Genomic DNA, 17771 nt, shown 5'->3' with positions numbered 1-17771 from the left:
CTGGGCACCATGCACGCATGGCGTGGATGCGGCGCCGCGCGGCGGCGCGCCGACCAAGGTCGGCATCTACCGGGGCAATGCTGGCCACTCGCGCAACACGTCCACCGGCACACCCACCCGTGCGCAGGCGCGGGTCGCCAGGCCATCGGGCAGCGCGCGGCGGAACAGCGGCGCCATGCCCTGCATCAGCTTGGCCGAGGCTGCGGCCTGCGCACGCTGGCGCGTGCTGCGCTCGAGCATGCCCTCGGCCCAGTCCGGCAGCAGCGCGGCACCGGCACCGAGGAAAATTTCGCGTGACAGGCCGGGCACCGGCACCGGCAGGCGAACGCCGGACAGCACCTGCAGCACCTCGCGTGAGCGTTCGTCCACCACCAGCTCCGGCTGCCGCGCGCAGAAGTACGCATCCACTTCCGCCGCACTGCGCGGCACATCCACCGCGCCCAGCGCTTCGGCCACACAACGGTACTCGTCGTAGTAGCGGTCGGCGATCGCGGCAGGCACCTCACGCCCGTAGCGGCGATAGCCCTGCAGGAAGCCGTAGGCCTCGGTCACATGCACCCACGTCAGCAGCTGCGGGTCATCGGCGGCATACGGCTCACCCTGCGCGGTATGGCCGCGGATCTGCGCGTGGATGCGCCGCACCTTGGCCACCAGCGCTTCCACCTCGCCTGCCGGCGCGTAGCTGGTGCCGGCCACGAAAGCGGTGGTACGGCGCAGGCGGCCGACCAGGTCCTGGCGGAAATTGGAATGGTCGTAGACACCGGCCAGCGCGCGCGGATGCAGGGTCTGCAGCATCAGGGCACACAGGCCGCCGGCCAGCATCGAGGGCAGTTCGGCGTGCATCCGCCAGGTCACGCTGTCCGCACCGAACCAGCCGGGATCGCCCAGCGGGTGGTCGTAGTCGATGCCACTCTGATCACGCGGAAACGCATCCAGTACCCAGCGTCGGATCGGGGCGGTGACGGGGCGGGAAAGACGGTGCAGCAACGGCGGCATCATGGGTCCAGATCGACGGAGGGGCGGACCGCGTCCTGCGCGGTTCCCCCCGATTCTGGGCGATCACGACAGGCACGGCGAGCCCGGCCGCTCAGCGTCGGTTTCATGTGCGCGCGCAGCACGTTTCACCCTGCGACATCTTGTCGCAGGCCATGCGAGCAATGCTGCGGCGCACCAATATTCACCTGTTCAGACAGAACCCTTGTGCCGCGTGGCCTTGAGGCCATTGCACCGCTCGCTGGAAGTGCTAGAACTGAACCCGCCACACCGTCCACTGCAGATCGCCGCACGTTCCACCAAGGAGCCAGCCATGATTGCTTTGTTCAAGGGTTTGGGATTACTGCTTCGCGACAACGAGCTCTACAGCAGCCCGTTCGAAAAACAGGTCGCGCACTGGCGCAGCCTCAGCGAACAGCAGATCCGCGATGAAGTGGCGGTGCTGGCCCAGGCCAAGTGCCAATGGCTGATCACTTCGATCGTCGGATGGCAGGCGGCCTCGCTGCTGATCCTCGGCCTGATCACCAATTACCTGTGGCGCGACGATTACCACATCACCTTCACCCGCGTGGTCGTGGTGTTCGGCTCGTGGATCTCGATCCTGTTCGTGATCTGGTTCATGGCCAACATGTTCGACCGCACCGCCGGCTTCGAGCGCTGGATGAAGGCCTTCAACAGCCGCGCCCGCATCACCTCCAAGGCTGACAGCGTCGAGCACGTGGCCGAAGCGCTGGACCTGGCTGAACACTATCCGGAAGTGCTGGACTACAAGCAGGCGGTCACCGCCAAGCGCGAGCTGCGCCACGAGGACATCCGCATCATGACCGAGATCGGGCGCATGAAGCAGCACTCCGAACTGGTGGGTCGCCTGAATCATGTCGGTGAAACCGAACACCATCACGACATGACGCTGCAGCCGGCTTACTGAGCCGAACGCAATCCGGGGGGAGCCACAATGCCACCGTGCTCAGTCACGGTGGCATTGTTCTTTCTGCACGTCGCTGACGCACTGGCGGAAGTCCTTCGGCAGGTTACTGACCTGCTCGGTCTTGCCTACGGCCACCGCGAAATGGCGCAGCGGCGGCGTCGCACAGGCGGTGTCGGTGCTGCAGCCCGGGGCCAGCACCAGGTAATGGCATTGCCCACTGCTGCTGGCGATGCACTCGAAACGCGCCACGCCATCGACCACCGTGCTCTTGCTGTACAGCGTGTCCACGCCATTGGCGTTGGTGCGGGTGATCGAGGTGTTGCTGGAGTTTTCGCAGCCGGCGATGGCCAGCACGGCGGCAGCTGCAAGCAGGATACGGCGCATGTTCGTTCCTCGGTGAATGGCAAAAGCCACGGCTACATGCCGCGGAACAGGCTCATGAATGGCTGGCTGACCACCAGCGTTTCCGCACGCTGGCGCAGGCGCAGCACACCGCGCCCGGTGTCATCTCGGCTGACCGCTGCGACGGCCTTCATGTTGACGATGGTGGAGCGGTGCACCTGGCGGAAGTGCTGCGGATCGAGCACTTCCAGCAGCTCGCGCAGCGGTGTACGCAGCAGGCTTTCGCCGGCAGCGGTGACCACCGTGGTGTACTTGTTGTCAGCGCGGAAATAGACCACATCGTCGAGCATGATCAGTTGCGTATCGCGACCGTTGCTGGCGGTGATCCAGGCCAGCGGTGGCCGATCGTTGGCGACCGGGCCTGCACCCAGGCGCTGCAGCAGGCGCTCCAGCACCGCATCGTCCTGGCGCGTGGATGGCAGCCGCGAAAGAATGCGGTCGCGCGTGGCCAGCAGCCGCTCGTCGCTGACTGGCTTGAGCAGGTAATCCATCGCGCCCTGCTCGAAGGCATCGATGGCGTACTGGTCGTAGGCGGTAACGAACACCACCTCGGTTCGCGGGCTCAGTTCGGCCAATGACCGCGCCACTTCGATGCCGCTGATGCCGGGCATGCGGATGTCGAGGAAGGCGATGTCCGGCTGCTTCTCGGCCAGCTGTTCCAGCGCACTGGCACCGTCTTCGCATTCGGCCACCAGCTTCAGCTCCGGCCACAGCCGCCCGAGCTGCTCGACCAGCGAGTGCCGCAGCAGCTCTTCATCTTCGGCAATCAGCGCTTCAAGCGGCATGGCGGGGTTCCTTGGCCGACTGCGGCAGGGTCATGGTGGCGGCTACACCGCTGGGGAAATTGGCCACGATCGCTACCCCAGCCTGCTCTCCGCAGGTCAGGCGCAAACGTTCGCGCAGGTTCTTCAGACCGATGCCGGTACCGCTGGTGCCCTGGCCGAAGCCGAGCCCATCGTCGGCGACGGTCACGGTGACGTGGTCATCGAAACCGCGCGCAAGGATCCAGACCGTACCGCCACCGGGCTTGGGCTCCAGGCCATGCTTGATCGCGTTCTCGACCAATGTCTGCAACGCCATCGCCGGCAGCTTCACCTCGTGCAGCTCGGTGGGCACCTGCACTTCCACCGCCAGCCGTGCGCCCATGCGGATGCGCAGGATTTCCAGGTAGGCGCGGGTACGTTCCAGCTCCACGCCCAGCGTGGACATCGATTCATCCACCTGCGGCAGCGAACTGCGCAGGTACTGGATCAGGTGGCCCAGCATCTGCTCGGCGCGCGCGGGGTCGGTGCGGGTCAGCACCTGGGCGTTGGCCAGCGAGTTGTACAGGAAGTGCGGCTCGACCTGCGCGTGCAGCAGGTTCAAGCGCGCGACCGACAGTTCCTTTTCCACCTGGGTCTGTTCGGCGGCGGCCTGCTCGTCGCGGCGCTGGTCGGCCACACGGCGGCTGATCGCACGGGTCACCGCTTCGGCGTTCTCATAGTTGCTGCCTTCATCCAGTGCCAGCAGATCGGCCCACCAACCAGCATCCGGCTCGAACAGCAGGGTGACGGTGCTGGTGCCCTGCCCCGGCGTAACCGTGGCCAGCACGCTGTTGCGCTTGATCGCCAGCCGCGCAGGCAGGTTCCAGCGCGATGGTTGCCGACCGTTCCACAGGTCGACGCGCCGCACATAGGCACGCACCTGCAGGCTGCCGGCAGAACTCTCCACCTCTTCCACCCGTGGCAGTTCGCCGACGGCTGCTTCGACCACCGCAAAGGCCTGGCCGGCATCCATCGGCAGTTCGATCTGCCGGCGCTGGCGGCCGGACAGTGTGGCGCCATCGAGGCGACCGGCCACCAGCCAGACCCGGCGCACGTGGGTGATCGCGCTGCCCAGCGCGGAGATCATCAGGAACATCACCAGCAGCCCGAACACCCAGCCCGGGCCGTCGTTCATGCCGCTGAAGATGCCGCTCCAGACCATGCCGGCAACGAACAGCGCCGCGGCCCAGGCCAGCAGGTGACGGATGATGAGGGAGAAGCTGGCGATCACGGCGGCGCCTTGGTGGAAGGGGTGAGCCGAGCATAGAGCGGCCCTTCGGGCAAACAAGCGGTGTGCGACGAAGGGCCGGAAAGGGTGGATGGAAGCCCTTACGGAAACGCCGGGCATGGCCCGGCGCTACCAGGTGTGGCGGAGCGGCGCCCCGCCTTCCCTTATTTGCGCTGGTCGGCGCTGGCGTCACGCACGGCGCGGAACGCCTCGTCCTTGCTCCAGTTCGGCCAGGCTCGTGAATTGGCCAACTGGTTGCCCAAGGTGTACAGCACTTCCAGGTCGCGGGCCGCGCCGGCGAACACCCAGTCCGGCTGCCACTCGTCGCCCTGCTGGTGGTAACGCTTGGCGGTGTAGTCCTCGGACGCCTTCTTGCCCGCCGCGACGCCACCGTCCACCCAGTCCTGCCCGGCCGACCAGGACAGCGCCGGCACGCCACGCTTGGCGAACGGGAAGTGGTCGGAGCGGAAGAACAGGCCGGCCTCCGGCTTCGGGTCCGGCGTGTAGCGGATGTCCCAGCCCTTGGCCACGTCCTTCAACTGGTCCAGCAGTTCGAAGCGCGCCGCGCCATAGATGCCGAAATCGCGCGACGGACCGAACGGCGCCATGCCGTCCATGTTGATCATCGCCACGGTCTTTTCCAGCGGGTACAGCGGGTGCGTTGCGTAGTACTCCGAACCCAGCAGGCCCTTCTCCTCGGCCGTCACCGCCAGGAACACCACCGAACGCTGCGGACGCGGCGCCTTGGCGAAACCGCGCGCCAGTTCGATCAGCGAGGCGGTGCCGCTGGCATTGTCCAGCGCGCCGTTGAAGATGCGGTCGCCGCGTGCATCCGGTTCGCCCACGCCGATGTGGTCCCAGTGCGCGCTGTAGAGGATGGTCTCGTCCGCATGCGTGCTGCCTTCCAAGCGCGCGGCCACGTTGTGCGAGGTGATCACTTCGGTCTTCACCGCGTACTTCGCATCCAGGCTGGCGCCGGTCAGCGGCACCGGGGTGAAGTCGCGCTGCTGCGCCTTCTTCTTCAAGGCTTCGAAATCCTGCCCGGCCGAGCGGAACAGCTCCACGGCCAGATCGCGCTGGATCCAGCCTTCCAGCAGCGGGTGGCTGTCGGCCGGGTTGTCGCGCACCACGTCGAACATGGTGTTGGTGTTGGAACCGGCCACCGTGGCCCAGCCGTACGAGGCCGGTGCGGTCTCATGCACGATCAGCACGCCGAGTGCGCCCTGGCGTGCGCCTTCTTCGTACTTGTACGGCCAACGGCCATACCAGGTCATGCCCTTGCCATCGAAATCGCCCTTGCCGGTCTCGAAGTCCGGGTCGTTGATCAGCACGACGGCGATCTTGCCCTTCAGGTCCACGCCCTTGAAGTCGTCCCAGTTGCGCTCCGGCGCCTTCACGCCATAGCCGAGGAACACCAGCGGTGCCTTGCTGATATCCACGTTGGTGGCGCCGTTCATGGCTGCACGCACGGCAATCTGCTTGCCCTGCTCCAGCGTGATGGTCTTGCCGCCCTGCTGCAGCGACAGCTGCGGGGTGCCAACGATGTCGCCCTTGCGCAGCGGCACGGCCTGGGTCCACAGGCGCTTGCCGTCCTTCAGGTCTCCGCCGGGCTGCAGGCCGGCATCGGCGAACTGCTTGCTGAGGAAGGCGATGGTCTTTTCTTCGCCGGCGGTGGCCGGTGAGCGGCCTTCGTAGGCGTCGGAGGCCAGTTCCTTGACGTCGGCGGAGATCCGCGCGCCATCGAATTTCGGGGTGGCCGCCATCAGTGCGCTCGACACCGACAGGGCCAGCACGCCCAGTACTACTCGCTTCATTGCTCTCTCCAGCAGGGAAATCGTTCTGGAGTGTAAGGGGTTCGCCCGGGCGGCGCCCGGGACCCGCCGAAACTACGGCGACAGCCGAAGCAACAGCAGAAGCTGGTTTCCTGAGGGTAGGCGGGGTGGGTCCGGTTGCGGGGGACGCCGTAAATACCTCCCTGTAGGCTTGGCCGCGGCATCCATGCCGCGGACACCCCCGCAACCGGACCCACCCCGCCTTCGACAGGTTCACGCGGCTGTTGGTACTGCTGCTGTTGGTAGATGTCGACCTTGGTCGACACGGTAGATCCACGCCATGCGTGGATGACCAGAAACAAGAAGGGGTCAGATCCCTTTCCCGGCGGGAAAGGGCTCTGACCCCATCTGTGTGTTGCTTGGACGTGTTACCAGTTCGGGTCTTCAGCCGGGGCGGCGGCGGGCTTGGGCTTCGGCTTGCTGGCCGGGCGCGCGGCAGCGGTCGGGGCGGCCGATGCGGTGGCCGATGCGGCAGCCTTGGGCTTGCTGCCCAGCTTCTGGCGCAGTTCGATCTGGCCCGGGCGGAAACCGCCGCGCATTGCGTCCACGCCCTCTTCCAGGGTGCCGTAGGAGGTCTGCGCGGCCACGCGGTCGATGCGGATGGTGCAGCACGGATGCTCGCTGCGGCCGAGCGAGCGGCCCGTCTGCGGGTCCTTCAGCTCTTCGCCCAGGCGCACGGCCTGCCAGCGCTGGCCGACCTGCACGGTGTCACCGCCCTGGCTCAGCACCACCTGGTCGCCATCGACGGACACCACCGACACCGGGAACAGCGTGGTGACGATCGTGCTGCCGATCTGGCCGGACAGCGAATCCATCATCGAGGCCGCCATGCTGCGGCCGTTGACCACGCGCGGCAGCGTGCTCGGGCCGGTCGAGGCCAGCTGGTGGTCGAAGCTGTCGGACATCACCACCTGGCCGGTGGTGGCGTTGACCAGGCGCAGGGTGATGCGGCCGCCACCGGAGTACGAGGTCACCTGGCGATCGGACATGCGCAGGTTGCGCACGCTGCGCGGGTACTCGAAACGTTCGATGGTCGGAATCAGGATCAGGTCGGTCGCCAGCTGCTGGCCAACGCGTGCGGTGTCCTGCAGGCGCACGTTGCCACTGTTGATGTGGTCGATCTCGGCCTGCAGTTCGTCGCCGAACTCGCGGTCCAGCACGATGAAGCGCTGGGTCTGGGTAAGCGTGTCGGACAGCCGCGCGCGGATCGCCTGGGCGACCTCGTCGGCATTCACCCGGCCATCGCCAACGGCATAACTGCCCGACTTGGTGCGCGGCAGGGCCACCACGATCTTCGGCTTGCCTTCTTCATCCGGTGCACGGTACTGGGCAATCTGCGCGCGTACACGCACCTTCCAGTAGCTGCGCATGCTGCGCCGGGTGACATCCGAATCGAAGGAGCTGGCACCGCGCTTGGCGTCGACCTTGACCTGCTCTTCGTAGTTTTCCTTGACGCTGGCCGACGCCGAACCGCCCTTGGCGGAGGCTTCGCCGGAGGCGCTGGCCGAGGCCGAACCCTTGAAGCTCCAGCCTTCGTCGCTGGCGCGCACGCGGGCGATGGTTTCTTCGTCGAGCTGGCTCACTTCATCCTGCGAGAGGATTTCATAGCCGAGCACCGCGCCCTGCGAGCCGGCAATCATCTGCTGGGAGAACGCGTCGGCGCGGATATCGCCGACGTGTTCACCGTCCACGTCCACATGCAGGCCTGCGCGCAGGCTCTGCATCTGGCTGGCCACGCGTACGCCGTTGACCTGGGCCACGGCCGACTGCAATGCCGCCAGCACCGCCAGTTCCGGGGTGCTGCCGATACCGTCGGCTTCGCGCGCGACCTGGGTGGTGCCGCCGAAATCCGGCGTGCCACGCAGGGGCGCTTCCTGCACCGGCGCATTGCTGGCCAGTGCGCTGGCGGCCTTGTCCTTGGCGGGTGCGGCTTCTGCCGGTGCATCCTGCTTGCCGCAGGCTGCCAGCAGGGCCGCGGCCAGGCCCAGGCCGATCAATCGAGTCGTCGTACGCATGCGGAGCTGCCTCGTATCAGAGCGAATCCAGCATCGAATCGGCGTTGGACGGCACCTTCACCTTGCTCTTCTTGGCGAAGGTCACGGCCGACTTGGTCGAGCCGTACAGGCCCTTGATGAAGCCCGGCGATTCCTTGGCAACCCAGGCACCGGCGGCCAGCTTGCGGCCAACGGTGGCCATCTGGGTGGCGCCCAGGTTCTTCATGCCGGCCGCAAAGCCGCTGGCTTCGCCGCTCAGCTTCTGTGCTTCGGCAGCCGAGGCCAGCAGCGAGACCAGGCCTTCGGCGTAGTGCTGCTTGGATTCAGCGTTCAGTTCCGGCTGTGCGGCCTGGCGCTCGTCGATGGCAGCCTGTGCGGCTTCGCTGACCGACACCGACTTCTTCATCGCGTCGACGTTCACCGAACCGGACGACAGTGCCTGGCGCTCGGCTTCCAGCAGCTGCACCTGCTCGGCCAGGCCGAAGGCGCGGGCGAAGGAGGTCTGCGCCTGCAGCGAGTGCGACTGCGAGCTGACGAAACGACGGACCAGCGCTTCCTGCGCGGCTTCGTCCGGAGCGGCTGCGCTGGCGCTGCTGCTGGAGGTGCCGGTGGCGGCGCCGGCAATGTCCTTCAGCTTGCCGAACTGGGCATGGGCCGGCATCGACAGGGTAGCGGCCGCGATGGCAACGACGAGAGCGGTATTACGGATCATGGAAGATTCCTTTGGGAGAGACGGCCGCGATGCGGCACGTGGAAGCAATGGATGGCGCTGGGCAGCCCACTGGTAGCGCCGGGCTATGCCCGGCGAGCGCAGCGGAACAGCCCGAGCCGGGCGACATCCGGTATCAGCGGACCGCCTTGACGTTCAGTTCGTTGATCATCTGCTGGGCCGCCTTTTCGGCAGCCAGCTGCAGCGCATTGGTACGGGCGACGGTTTCGTTCGGGCCGGTACCGGAGAACTGCACCGGGCCCACCGACGACACGGTGCGCGGGAAGCGTCCGGTCACGTCCAGCACCTTGCCGGTGACGGTGACGAACACGCGGGTGTTGCCGCTGGCCGGATCACGGTCGCGCATGCCGACGTCGAGGGTGCCGACGGCGATGTACGGGATGTTCGCCGCGCGGATGCCGTTGGCGGTATCGCGCAGGGTGGCCGCGGACAGATCGTTGCCGGTGCTGAAGTCCTTGCGGATGCGCTCGATGCTGAGCAGGCCGCGCGACTCGCCTTCCACGTATTCGGCTTCAACCACTTCGTAGCCGGCAGCGCTGAAGGCACCGGTCATGGCGGTGTTGACTTCGGCGGCGTTGGCCACCTTCCAGCTGATGTTGTCGCTGCGCGCGGTGGTGCTGCCGCCGCTGGTGACCGACACCGAGCCGTTCTGGTTGATGCTGCCGTTGGTGCTGACCGAGTTGCCGCGGAAGCTGTCGCCTTCACGGGTGTTCTCGCTGTAGCTGCTGCTGGCGTCGACGCGACGGTATTCCTTGTCCTGGAACGACTGCACGGTGTCCTGCGAGCGCGCCATGAACAGGAAGGTCAGCAGCGAGCGCTGCGCAGCGGTGGCACCGGCCACGGCCGAACCGGCATCCAGCTTGGTCTGCAGCAGCGTGGTGTTGATCTCGGCGCGGACGGTGACGCTGTAGGTCTTGGCCTTCTTGTCTTCGGTGTCCGACAGCTGCACCGCGCTGAGCACGTAGCGGTCGATTTCACCGAGGAATTCGGCGCGACGCGATTCAAACAGGCGCAGCTTGGCCGCGCCGGATTCGGCGATGTACGCCTCCAGTGCATTGGCCTTGGCCTTGTTCAGGGCCTGGGCACGGGTATCGGCACTCAGGCGCAGGCTGTAGCTGGCCGAACCGGTACCGCGCGAGCTGGCGGTCTGCGCGGCGACCGGCGAGGCCACCGCCAGGGCGATGAGGATGAGCAGGATGGTACGCATCAACGACATGATTTGATCAACTCCTGGAGGGCTTGGGTCTGTTGCTGCAGCGGGCGTCCGCCCGGCTTCTGCTCGTCCAGCCAGGCGCGCGAATCGGCACGCTTGGCGGCGGCGCCGGCGAAGGCATCGAAGCCGGCCAGCAGGGTTTCGTAGCTGGCCGACCACTGGTCGACCTGCCACTGCGTGACCGGCACCACCTTGGTGGCGCCCTTGCGCAGCGGTTGTTCGAAGTACACCTTGCCGGAGAACGGCTCGGTGACCTTGGCAGTGAAGAAGGCGCCGAACAGCATCGTCTTCATCGCCGGCGTTTCACTGATGACGCCGTTCTTCAGCGCATCCACCTGCAGGCTGATGACGTAGTCCGCTTCGGGGATCTTCAGCTGGTAGACCTTGCCGTCGGCAAAGCGCGCCGCCATGGCACCGCCGATCGCCTGGCCCGAGGCCGGCGGCAGCAGGCCGACACCGGTATTGGACGACAGCGTCTTGGACAGTTCATGGGCAAGCGTGGCACGCAGCGGACCGGCCCACTTCGGGTCGGGCAGCTTGGCCAGCGTGGCGTCGGAGAGGGTCACCGCACCCACCTGCAGGCGACGCGTGGCCGCTTCCGGCAGTTTGGCCTGCGCCAGGGTCGTGGCCAGCACCTGCGACAGGCTGGTATCGGCACCGCCGTACAGCAGATCGGCGACGATCGCGTCGATGTCGTCGCTGTCCGGGCGGTACTCCTGCACGTCGATGCGCTGCAGGGTGAGCGGATAGGAGGCGATCACCTGGCGCTCGCGGAAATCGAAGAACAGCGCCTGCAGGGCCACTTCCACCAGCACCTTGTACTGGTCGCCGATCGGTTCGACCGACACCAGTTCGCGGTCCAGCGCAGCGGCCAGCACCACGGCACTGGTAGTGCCATCGAGCATCGCCACCGGCTGGTCGATCAGCTCCAGGTTGGCCGGCGCGCGGCGCTTGAGCGCCTGTGCCAGGGTCTGGTTGAGCGGAATCAGGCCACGCTTTTCCAGCACGGCGTGCGCATGCGGGGTGGTCGCCTGTACGGCGGCGGCGTCAGCGGTATAGGCAAAGCCGGCCCAGTAGGCCTGCTGCGATTTGTCTGCGGCCTGGCTGGCCAACGGCCATACGGCCAGGCACAGGGCATAGGCAAGCAGGCGCGCAAAAGCGCGCGGTGCGCTCTTCGTCCTTGAAAACATCCAACCGCTCCTCGGTCATGACACACGAAAGACAGGCGTGAACACGCCCGCTGGGCGCGAAACATAGCCGCTCCGGGGCAAACCGACAAGTGCTGACCTTGTCGGCTTCAATTTTCCGGCGGCAGGCCGGCCCGTTGCCGCAGCAGGGTCCGCTCTGCCTGGTTCTGGCTCAGGGCCGCTGCCGAGGCGAATGCGTCACGTGCATCCTGCTCCCGCCCCAGTTGCTGCAGCAGCTCACCCCGCACCACCAGCAGCGGTGCATAGCCCTGCAGGCGTGGCTCGTCCAGCAAGGGCTGCAACAGCGCCCACGCCGCGAACGTACCTTCGCTGCGCGACACCGCCACCACCCGGTTCAATGCCACCACCGGCGACGGCATCACCTGCAGCAACTGCGCATACAGTGCGGCGATCCGCGCCCAGTCGGTGTCTTCGGCGCGACGCGCACTGGCATGGCAGAAGGCGATCCGCGCCTGCAGCACATACGGATCATCGCCGCCGCCTGCCGACACCGCGCGCGCCAATACCTGCTGGCCGCGTTCGATCTGCAGCCAATCCCAGTGCGCCCGGTTCTGCTGGTCCAGCAGGATCGGCGCGCCCTGCGCATCCACCCGTGCCGCCGCGCGCGAGGCCTGCAGTTCCATCAGCGCCAACAGGCCAAGCGCCGGTGGCGCCGGCATCCGATGGGCCAGAATGCGCGCCAGCCGCAGCGCCTCGGCGCACAGTGCCGGTCGCATCCAGTCGTCGCCCGCACTGGCCGCGTAGCCTTCGTTGAATACCAGGTAGATCGCTTCCAGCACCGACGCCAGCCGTTCCGGCAATGCATCGGCACGCGGCACTTCGTAGGGCACCTGCTTCTGCGCCAACGTACGCTTGGCGCGCACGATGCGCTGGGCGATGGTCGGCTCCGGCTGCAGGAACGCGCGGGCGATTTCGATCGTGGTCAGCCCGCCCAGCAGGCGCAGGGTCAGCGCTACCCGCGCGTCGGCAGGCAGGACGGGATGGCAGGCCACGAACATCAGGCGCAGCAGGTCATCGCCGATGTCATCTTCCAGGGCCTGGCTGTCGTCGGGCGCGGGCAAGGCGGCCGGATGCAGTTCCTCTCCCCATTGCGCATGCTGCTGCGCCACCCGCTGGTGCTGGCGCAGCACATCGATGGCACGGTTGCGCGCGGTGGTCATCAGCCAGGCTCCGGGATTGTCCGGGATGCCCTGCACAGGCCAACGCTCCAGCGCGGCCAGCCAGGTGTCCTGGGCCAGCTCCTCGGCGCGGCCGACATCACCGCCGAGCAGCCGCGCCAGGCGCGCGATCAACACCGGCGATTCCATCCGCCAGAGGGTGTCCAGGCGCTGGCTCAGGGCGGGCTCGTGCATGCAGCGATCACAGCACGCGGGCCCGGCCTGCACAAGCACCGGCATTCACGCGTCCACGATCGGCTTGAAGCCACCCCAGAACATGCGCTTGGTATCGAATGGCATGTCCTTGGGGCCGATATGCGCCAGCCGCGGGTCGGCCATGACCTTCTTGTTGATGCGATCACGCGCCGCGCGCGTGCGGAACACCACGAAGGCCACGATCACCGTTTCGCCCGGCTTGAGTTTCACCGCCTGCGGGAACGACGTCGATTTCCCGGGCTGCACGTCATCGGCCACGCATTCCATGTACTGCAGCGCGCCATGGTCCTTCCACACCGCGCCGGCCTGGCGGGCAAGGCGGCGATAGGCCGCCACCTTGTCCTGCGGGCACGGCAGCACGTAAGCGTCCACGTAAGCCATGGGGAGTCTCCCTGCGGTGGCCGGTCAGCCCGGCTCGCCGTCCATGTGTGCGATTTCCCAGAGATGCCCATCCAGGTCCTGGAAGCCGCGCTGGTACATGAAGCCGTAGTCGCGCGCCGGCTGCGGTTCGCTGGCACCGGCGGCCAGCGCCTTGTCCACCATGGCATCCACCGCCGTGCGGCTGTCGGCCGACAGGCAGGTGATCACTTCGGTCTGCGTGTGCGCATCGGCGATGCCCTTGGCGGTGAACTGCTGGAAGAACGGCTTGACCAGCAGCATCACGAAGATGCTCTCGCTGACCACCATGCAGGCGGCGTTCTCGTCGGTGAAAGCCGGGTTGAAGCTGTAGCCCAGCGCGGCGAAGAACGTCTTGGCTTTTTCCAGATCCTGCACGGGCAGGTTGACGAAGATCATCTGTGGCTGCGGTGTACTCATCGGTAAAGCTCCTTGCGATGGATGGAGAGAAGGAAAATCAGGGCTGCTTCATGCAGTTGACCATCCAAGGCTTGCCGTAGCGGTCGATCAACATGCCCCAGCGGTGCGCCCAGAAGGTTTCGGCGATCGGCATCTGCACCTGGCCGCCCTCGGCCAGGGCCGCGAACACGCGTTCGGCTTCTTCAATGCTGTCCACGTCGACGTTGATGGTGGTGGAACCACCCTCGCCTCCACCGGGGCCATCGGCCGCCATCACGATCGCGCTGCCGATCTCCAGCTGGCTGTGGGCCACATGGTCGAGCGTGTCTGCCGGCATCTCATTGCAGCCCGGCGAACCGTCGGACGGCGGCATGTCGCGGTACTTCATTTCCGACGTGACCTGGCCGCCGAGTGCTTTCGCATAGAACGCCATCGCGTCGTGGGCCTGGCCGCTGAAGCCGAGGAAGGGAATCAGTTTCATGGGAATACTCCGTCGATTGGGATGAATGCGCGGCCGTACTCAGGCGCGGTCGAGCTGCTCACGCAGACGCTGTTCCTGCTGCTGTAATTCAGGGGTGAAGGCTTCGCCGAAGTCTTCGGCCGAGATCAACGGACGCAGTTCCAGCGCACCGCCCGCACTGAAGGGCGCACGACTGGCCCATTCGGTGGCCTCGTCCAGCGAGCGCACCTCCCATAGCCAGAACCCGGCGATCTGCTCGCCGGCCGGGCCGAACGGGCCGGTCTCGACCCGCGGCGTACCGCTGCCGAAATGAATACGGCGGCCGCGCTGGGTGGCATGCAGGCCTTCCCCGGCGAGCATGATGCCAGCGGCCACCAGTTGTTCGTTGTAGGCGCCCATGGCGGCCAGTTCCTGTTCACTGGGCATGCGCCCGGCCTCGGAATCGGCGTTGGCTTTGACGATCACCATCACTTTCATTGCGGTCTCCGCTGGGCTGCGGGTGCGTGCCCTTCTCTCTTACAACGAACCACGGTCGCGGGAATCGACACACTCGTGCGAATTATTTTTCCTGCGGAGAGCGCGCCTTCGGCGGGGATCGGCGAACGGCGGGGCCCCTCCGTGGTGGAAGCACAAGCACAAGCATGAGCCATGGGATTGGCCGGGAGGGTAGGCGGGTCGGGGGACGCCGTGAACCCATCCCTGGGGGCTTGGCCGCGGCATCCATGCCGCGGACACCCCCGCCCCGCCTACCCACCCGGCCATGGACAGGTTCCGGTCTCCGATCCACCACGGGAAGATCAAGAGAAAAGGCAGAAGCAACAGCAACAGCAGCAGCGGTTGGCTGGCTGCCTTGGCCTTGCGAGCGGAGCGACCCGCTTTCGCCTTTTCCTGTGATTTCCCGTGGTGGACGCCGCAGGAACCTGTCCGTGGCCGGGCGGGTGGGTTGCGCAGGGGCGTAAGCGCCATGGATGGCGCGCCCGAGCCTACAGGGATGTATTCACGGCGTCCCCTGCGCAGCCCACCCGCCCGGCCAACCCACAGAGATGCAGCTCTTCACGACCAACCGCCACCACGGAGGGGCCCCGCCGTTCGCCGATCCCCGCCGAAGGCACGCTTCCCGCTCTGCCTTTCGCAGTGCAGCATGCCCCCGCGCAAACCTGCGCGATCATGGACCCCCGCCCCCGCCAGGACTCCGCCATGCAGCAGTACCTGCTTCTGATCTACATCGACCCGTCACTGCTGCGCACCCTGCCCATCGACGACTTCAATACGTTGATGCGCGACTGCCTCGCCCATGCCGACAAACTGCAGGCCGAAGGCACGTTGCTGGCCGCGCAGAAACTGCAGCCGATCGAATCGGCGCAGACCCTGCGCGTGCGCGATGGCCACAGCCGGGTGCTCGATGGACCCTTCGCCGAAACCCGCGAACTGCTGGCCGGCTTCAACCTCATCGTCGCCCACGACCGCGATGAGGCCATGCGTATCGCGCAGGGCTTCCCGTGGGCACGCTTCGGCAGCATCGAGGTGCGGCCGCTGGAAGACATGGACGCCGAGCGCGAACGCTGCGGCGCCCCCGCTGCGGCTATGGCAGCAGCCGTACCCTGATCTCGCGCGGGCCTACGCCTTCGTTGCCGCTGTAATCGCGCGCGCTGGCACGCACGATGTACTCGCCCGGCGGCAACGCCGCCGGCTGCCAGCGACCGGTTTCCATCAGGCCATCGCGCACGGTGTTGGTCACCAGATAACGGAAGCGGGTGACCGCACTGCCGTGCACGGTGATGCCGCTGTCGGGCGCGTAAGCCACTTTCACCGCCTGCTTCTGCGGCGGCATGCGGTTGAAGACGATGTTCCAGCGCGGTTGCTCGTAGCCCTGCAGTGGCTGCCCGGCGGCATCCAGGATCTGGTAGCCCACCTGGTACGGCCCCAGCCGGCGACGCGGCAGGTTGTTGTCCACCTGGTCCCAGGCTTCCACCACGATCTGCACGCCGCGTCCCTGCCGGGCCAGCAGCACCACGCCATCGCTGCCGGCAGCCAGCGGCTGGTCGTTGTCATCCAGCAGCGCCACATCGGTGATGCGCGGTGCGAAGTGGTCCGCGTAGTCCTTGAACCCGAGCGCCACCGCATTGGTCTCGAAACCGCCATTGCCCACGGCCAGGTGCACGTGCGCCTGGTTGTTGATGCTGCCCAGACGGTCGCCCACGTGGATGCGCGTACCACGACGCACGCGGATGCGCTCCAGCGTGCCGTCTTCGGCGTACAGCGGCTGCCAGCGCGCGTCGAACGGTTCGCCGCGTGGCGTGCGGCCGACGCGCATGTGGATGTACTTCAACCGGTCCACGGCCAGGCCTTCAGCCTGCCCGCCCAGGTTCCAGGCGGCAATCGGGCTGCTGATCTTGCCCTCGGCAATCGCCAGCACGGTCTGGCCGACATCGCCGCGCACGTCAAAGCCGCCGTGCAGGTGATGGCGGCTCTCACCCTGGAAGGTGCCGCGCACTTCGCCGAGCGTGCCGACTACTTCATGCCAGCCATCCTGTGGTGCCAGTGGCCAGCGCCCGCCGCTGTCCGGCAGCGCCGCATCGGAGGCCGGCCCGACCAACGCCGGTGCGGGCAGTTCACCCACCGGCAGCGGGCGCAGGCGATGCAGGCGATAGCCTGCGGAGTCGGCCACCAGCAGAGCACCGTCGGCCTCCACGGCCAGGCCACTGGGCCGCGCCAGGCGTGGGAGGCGGTCATTGCCCAGCAGCGCCAGTTGATGGCCCTGCGGGGTCACCTGCACGATGCGCCCGTCCAGGTCACCCACATACAGCACACCGTCGTGCGTGGTGGCCAGTGACAGCGGACCGTTGATGACCTCACCCTTGCCGACTGCAGTGCTGACCATGCCATCGGCGCCGACGCGGCGGATCGCGTTGTTGAACAGATCGGCGACCAGCAGTGCGCCGTGCGCATCGAAGGCCAGCGCCACGGGCGTGTCGAAGCGCGCGTCGGTACCGGGCGCATCGGCGAAGCCCGGGCGGTCGCCGCCGGCCAGCGTACGCACGTTGCCATCGGTACCGATCACGCGGATGCGGTCGTTCCAGGTATCGGCCACATAGACCTGTCCCTGCGCATCCACGGCGATGCCCATCGGTCCATCGAAACGCGCCTGTGCAGCGGGACCATCGGCGAAGCCCTGCTGGCCGCCGGCCAGCGTCGTCACCTGTCCGTCGGTGCTGATGCGCCGGATCGCATGATTGCCGGTGTCCGCCACATACAGATTGCCCTGTGCATCAGCGGCAATGCCCGAAGGGGTGTTGAAACTCGCCTGCAGGGCAGGCCCATCAACACGTCCTTCGCCCTGCCCCGCGACCGTTTCGATACGGCCATCGGGCAGGCGGCGCCGGATGCGGTTGTTGTCACCGGCATCGGTGAAATAGACGCTGCCGTCGGCACTGCCCAGCAGTGCGTAGGGATCGGCGAAGCGTGCCTGCGCCGATGCGCCATCGCGATCACCCGGATGGCCGTCGCCGGCCAGCAGCTCGATCTGTGCGGTCCACGCCAGCGGCGTGGGTAGTGGGCCTGTCGGCGCCTGCGGGCCGGAGGTGGGGAACTCCCACCAGGTTGCCGCCAGGGCCACCGCTGTTGCCACCACCACCGCACCCACCGCCATCCCTTGCCACCGCGCCATCGTCCCGATTGCCTGTACTTGCATGAAGAGGCACGAACGATAATCGCTGCGCCCGTGCAGCGCCATGGCCGATGGTCAGGGCAATCTCACAGCGCTTGTCCTGCGCTGCCACAGCAGGTTCAATGTCCGTTCCATGGACGGAGGC

Annotated in this window: 17 protein-coding genes; 2 read left to right on the top strand and 15 right to left on the bottom strand. The window is 67.0% G+C overall.

What is annotated here, in order from left to right; genetic code table 11:
- Positions 1-66: 66 nt before the first annotated feature.
- Positions 67-996 (bottom strand): oxygenase MpaB family protein, encoded by a 930-nt coding sequence (locus tag QP457_RS02540; protein WP_180167756.1) that lies wholly within the window; start codon positions 994-996, stop codon positions 67-69.
- A 310-nt stretch (positions 997-1306) separates the two neighbouring features.
- On the opposite strand from QP457_RS02540, the gene QP457_RS02535 reads away from it, so the two are divergent.
- A complete protein-coding gene (locus QP457_RS02535; RefSeq protein ID WP_025878393.1) occupies positions 1307-1921 on the top strand; it encodes a hypothetical protein in 615 nt (204 codons plus the stop codon).
- Between the two features lie 39 nt (positions 1922-1960).
- Here the strand turns inward: QP457_RS02535 and QP457_RS02530 are convergent, their stop codons facing one another.
- The 13 genes from QP457_RS02530 to QP457_RS02470 all read right to left on the bottom strand — a co-directional run bounded on the left by QP457_RS02530 (position 1961) and on the right by QP457_RS02470 (position 14436).
- Complete coding sequence (locus tag QP457_RS02530) at positions 1961-2305, bottom strand: hypothetical protein (protein ID WP_100554618.1); 345 nt, start codon at positions 2303-2305, stop codon at positions 1961-1963.
- Between the two features lie 32 nt (positions 2306-2337).
- Positions 2338-3108 (bottom strand): LytTR family DNA-binding domain-containing protein, encoded by a 771-nt coding sequence (locus QP457_RS02525; protein ID WP_205405392.1) that lies wholly within the window; start codon positions 3106-3108, stop codon positions 2338-2340.
- The gene (locus QP457_RS02520; RefSeq protein WP_100554616.1) at positions 3098-4357 is read right to left on the bottom strand and encodes a histidine kinase; all 1260 of its coding nucleotides are present in this window, start codon (positions 4355-4357) and stop codon (positions 3098-3100) included. Before QP457_RS02520 ends, QP457_RS02525 begins: the two co-directional genes overlap by 11 nt.
- A 161-nt stretch (positions 4358-4518) precedes the next feature.
- Positions 4519-6168 carry a M28 family metallopeptidase gene (locus QP457_RS02515; RefSeq protein WP_205405393.1) on the bottom strand — a complete coding sequence of 550 codons (1650 nt, stop codon included), beginning with the start codon at positions 6166-6168 and terminating at the stop codon, positions 4519-4521.
- Between the two features lie 386 nt (positions 6169-6554).
- Complete coding sequence (locus QP457_RS02510) at positions 6555-8201, bottom strand: CsgG/HfaB family protein (RefSeq protein ID WP_205405394.1); 1647 nt, start codon at positions 8199-8201, stop codon at positions 6555-6557.
- 16 nt (positions 8202-8217) lie between these two features.
- Complete coding sequence (locus QP457_RS02505) at positions 8218-8892, bottom strand: hypothetical protein (protein ID WP_180167750.1); 675 nt, start codon at positions 8890-8892, stop codon at positions 8218-8220.
- A gap of 133 nt (positions 8893-9025) precedes the next feature.
- Positions 9026-10126: a hypothetical protein gene (locus tag QP457_RS02500; protein ID WP_205405395.1), complete on the bottom strand. Its 1101-nt coding sequence runs from the start codon at positions 10124-10126 to the stop codon at positions 9026-9028.
- Positions 10117-11313 (bottom strand): hypothetical protein, encoded by a 1197-nt coding sequence (locus tag QP457_RS02495; protein WP_025878385.1) that lies wholly within the window; start codon positions 11311-11313, stop codon positions 10117-10119. The genes QP457_RS02500 and QP457_RS02495 overlap by 10 nt, the downstream gene beginning before the upstream one ends.
- A gap of 107 nt (positions 11314-11420) precedes the next feature.
- Complete coding sequence (locus tag QP457_RS02490; protein ID WP_205405396.1) at positions 11421-12683, bottom strand: sigma-70 family RNA polymerase sigma factor; 1263 nt, start codon at positions 12681-12683, stop codon at positions 11421-11423.
- 45 nt (positions 12684-12728) lie between these two features.
- Positions 12729-13085 carry a DUF1428 domain-containing protein gene (locus tag QP457_RS02485; RefSeq protein ID WP_099821553.1) on the bottom strand — a complete coding sequence of 119 codons (357 nt, stop codon included), beginning with the start codon at positions 13083-13085 and terminating at the stop codon, positions 12729-12731.
- A 24-nt stretch (positions 13086-13109) separates the two neighbouring features.
- Positions 13110-13520 carry a VOC family protein gene (locus tag QP457_RS02480; protein ID WP_205405397.1) on the bottom strand — a complete coding sequence of 137 codons (411 nt, stop codon included), beginning with the start codon at positions 13518-13520 and terminating at the stop codon, positions 13110-13112.
- Between the two features lie 37 nt (positions 13521-13557).
- Entirely contained in the window at positions 13558-13980 is a 423-nt protein-coding gene (locus QP457_RS02475; protein WP_049454401.1) for a VOC family protein, read from the bottom strand.
- Positions 13981-14019: 39 nt separating this feature from the next.
- A complete protein-coding gene (locus tag QP457_RS02470) occupies positions 14020-14436 on the bottom strand; it encodes a YciI family protein (RefSeq protein ID WP_180167746.1) in 417 nt (138 codons plus the stop codon).
- Between the two features lie 720 nt (positions 14437-15156).
- Between QP457_RS02470 and QP457_RS02465 the strand changes: the two genes are divergently transcribed.
- Positions 15157-15564, top strand: coding sequence for a YciI family protein (locus QP457_RS02465; RefSeq protein WP_089238385.1), 408 nt, complete (start codon positions 15157-15159; stop codon positions 15562-15564).
- Here QP457_RS02465 and QP457_RS02460 read toward each other — a convergent pair.
- The gene (locus QP457_RS02460; protein WP_205407031.1) at positions 15542-17626 is read right to left on the bottom strand and encodes an NHL repeat-containing protein; all 2085 of its coding nucleotides are present in this window, start codon (positions 17624-17626) and stop codon (positions 15542-15544) included. The two genes, QP457_RS02465 and QP457_RS02460, sit on opposite strands and share 23 nt — an antisense overlap.
- Between the last annotated feature and the right edge of the window lie 145 nt (positions 17627-17771).

The organism is Stenotrophomonas sp. As-7 (genome assembly GCF_030291015.1).
GTDB classification, from domain to species: domain Bacteria; phylum Pseudomonadota; class Gammaproteobacteria; order Xanthomonadales; family Xanthomonadaceae; genus Stenotrophomonas; species Stenotrophomonas lactitubi.
The sequence above is the reverse complement of the archived record's forward strand: the minus strand, read 5'-3'. Positions and strand labels throughout refer to the sequence as shown.

Coding starts and splice junctions, on each gene's coding strand:
- QP457_RS02540 (WP_180167756.1), bottom strand. CDS start 996: ATGCCGCCGTTGCTGCACCGTCTTTCCCGCCCCGTCACCGCCCCGATC.
- QP457_RS02535 (WP_025878393.1), top strand. CDS start 1,307: ATGATTGCTTTGTTCAAGGGTTTGGGATTACTGCTTCGCGACAACGAG.
- QP457_RS02530 (WP_100554618.1), bottom strand. CDS start 2,305: ATGCGCCGTATCCTGCTTGCAGCTGCCGCCGTGCTGGCCATCGCCGGC.
- QP457_RS02525 (WP_205405392.1), bottom strand. CDS start 3,108: ATGCCGCTTGAAGCGCTGATTGCCGAAGATGAAGAGCTGCTGCGGCAC.
- QP457_RS02515 (WP_205405393.1), bottom strand. CDS start 6,168: ATGAAGCGAGTAGTACTGGGCGTGCTGGCCCTGTCGGTGTCGAGCGCA.
- QP457_RS02510 (WP_205405394.1), bottom strand. CDS start 8,201: ATGCGTACGACGACTCGATTGATCGGCCTGGGCCTGGCCGCGGCCCTG.
- QP457_RS02505 (WP_180167750.1), bottom strand. CDS start 8,892: ATGATCCGTAATACCGCTCTCGTCGTTGCCATCGCGGCCGCTACCCTG.
- QP457_RS02500 (WP_205405395.1), bottom strand. CDS start 10,126: ATGTCGTTGATGCGTACCATCCTGCTCATCCTCATCGCCCTGGCGGTG.
- QP457_RS02495 (WP_025878385.1), bottom strand. CDS start 11,313: ATGTTTTCAAGGACGAAGAGCGCACCGCGCGCTTTTGCGCGCCTGCTT.
- QP457_RS02490 (WP_205405396.1), bottom strand. CDS start 12,683: ATGCACGAGCCCGCCCTGAGCCAGCGCCTGGACACCCTCTGGCGGATG.
- QP457_RS02485 (WP_099821553.1), bottom strand. CDS start 13,085: ATGGCTTACGTGGACGCTTACGTGCTGCCGTGCCCGCAGGACAAGGTG.
- QP457_RS02480 (WP_205405397.1), bottom strand. CDS start 13,520: ATGAGTACACCGCAGCCACAGATGATCTTCGTCAACCTGCCCGTGCAG.
- QP457_RS02475 (WP_049454401.1), bottom strand. CDS start 13,980: ATGAAACTGATTCCCTTCCTCGGCTTCAGCGGCCAGGCCCACGACGCG.
- QP457_RS02470 (WP_180167746.1), bottom strand. CDS start 14,436: ATGAAAGTGATGGTGATCGTCAAAGCCAACGCCGATTCCGAGGCCGGG.
- QP457_RS02465 (WP_089238385.1), top strand. CDS start 15,157: ATGCAGCAGTACCTGCTTCTGATCTACATCGACCCGTCACTGCTGCGC.
- QP457_RS02460 (WP_205407031.1), bottom strand. CDS start 17,626: ATGGCGCGGTGGCAAGGGATGGCGGTGGGTGCGGTGGTGGTGGCAACA.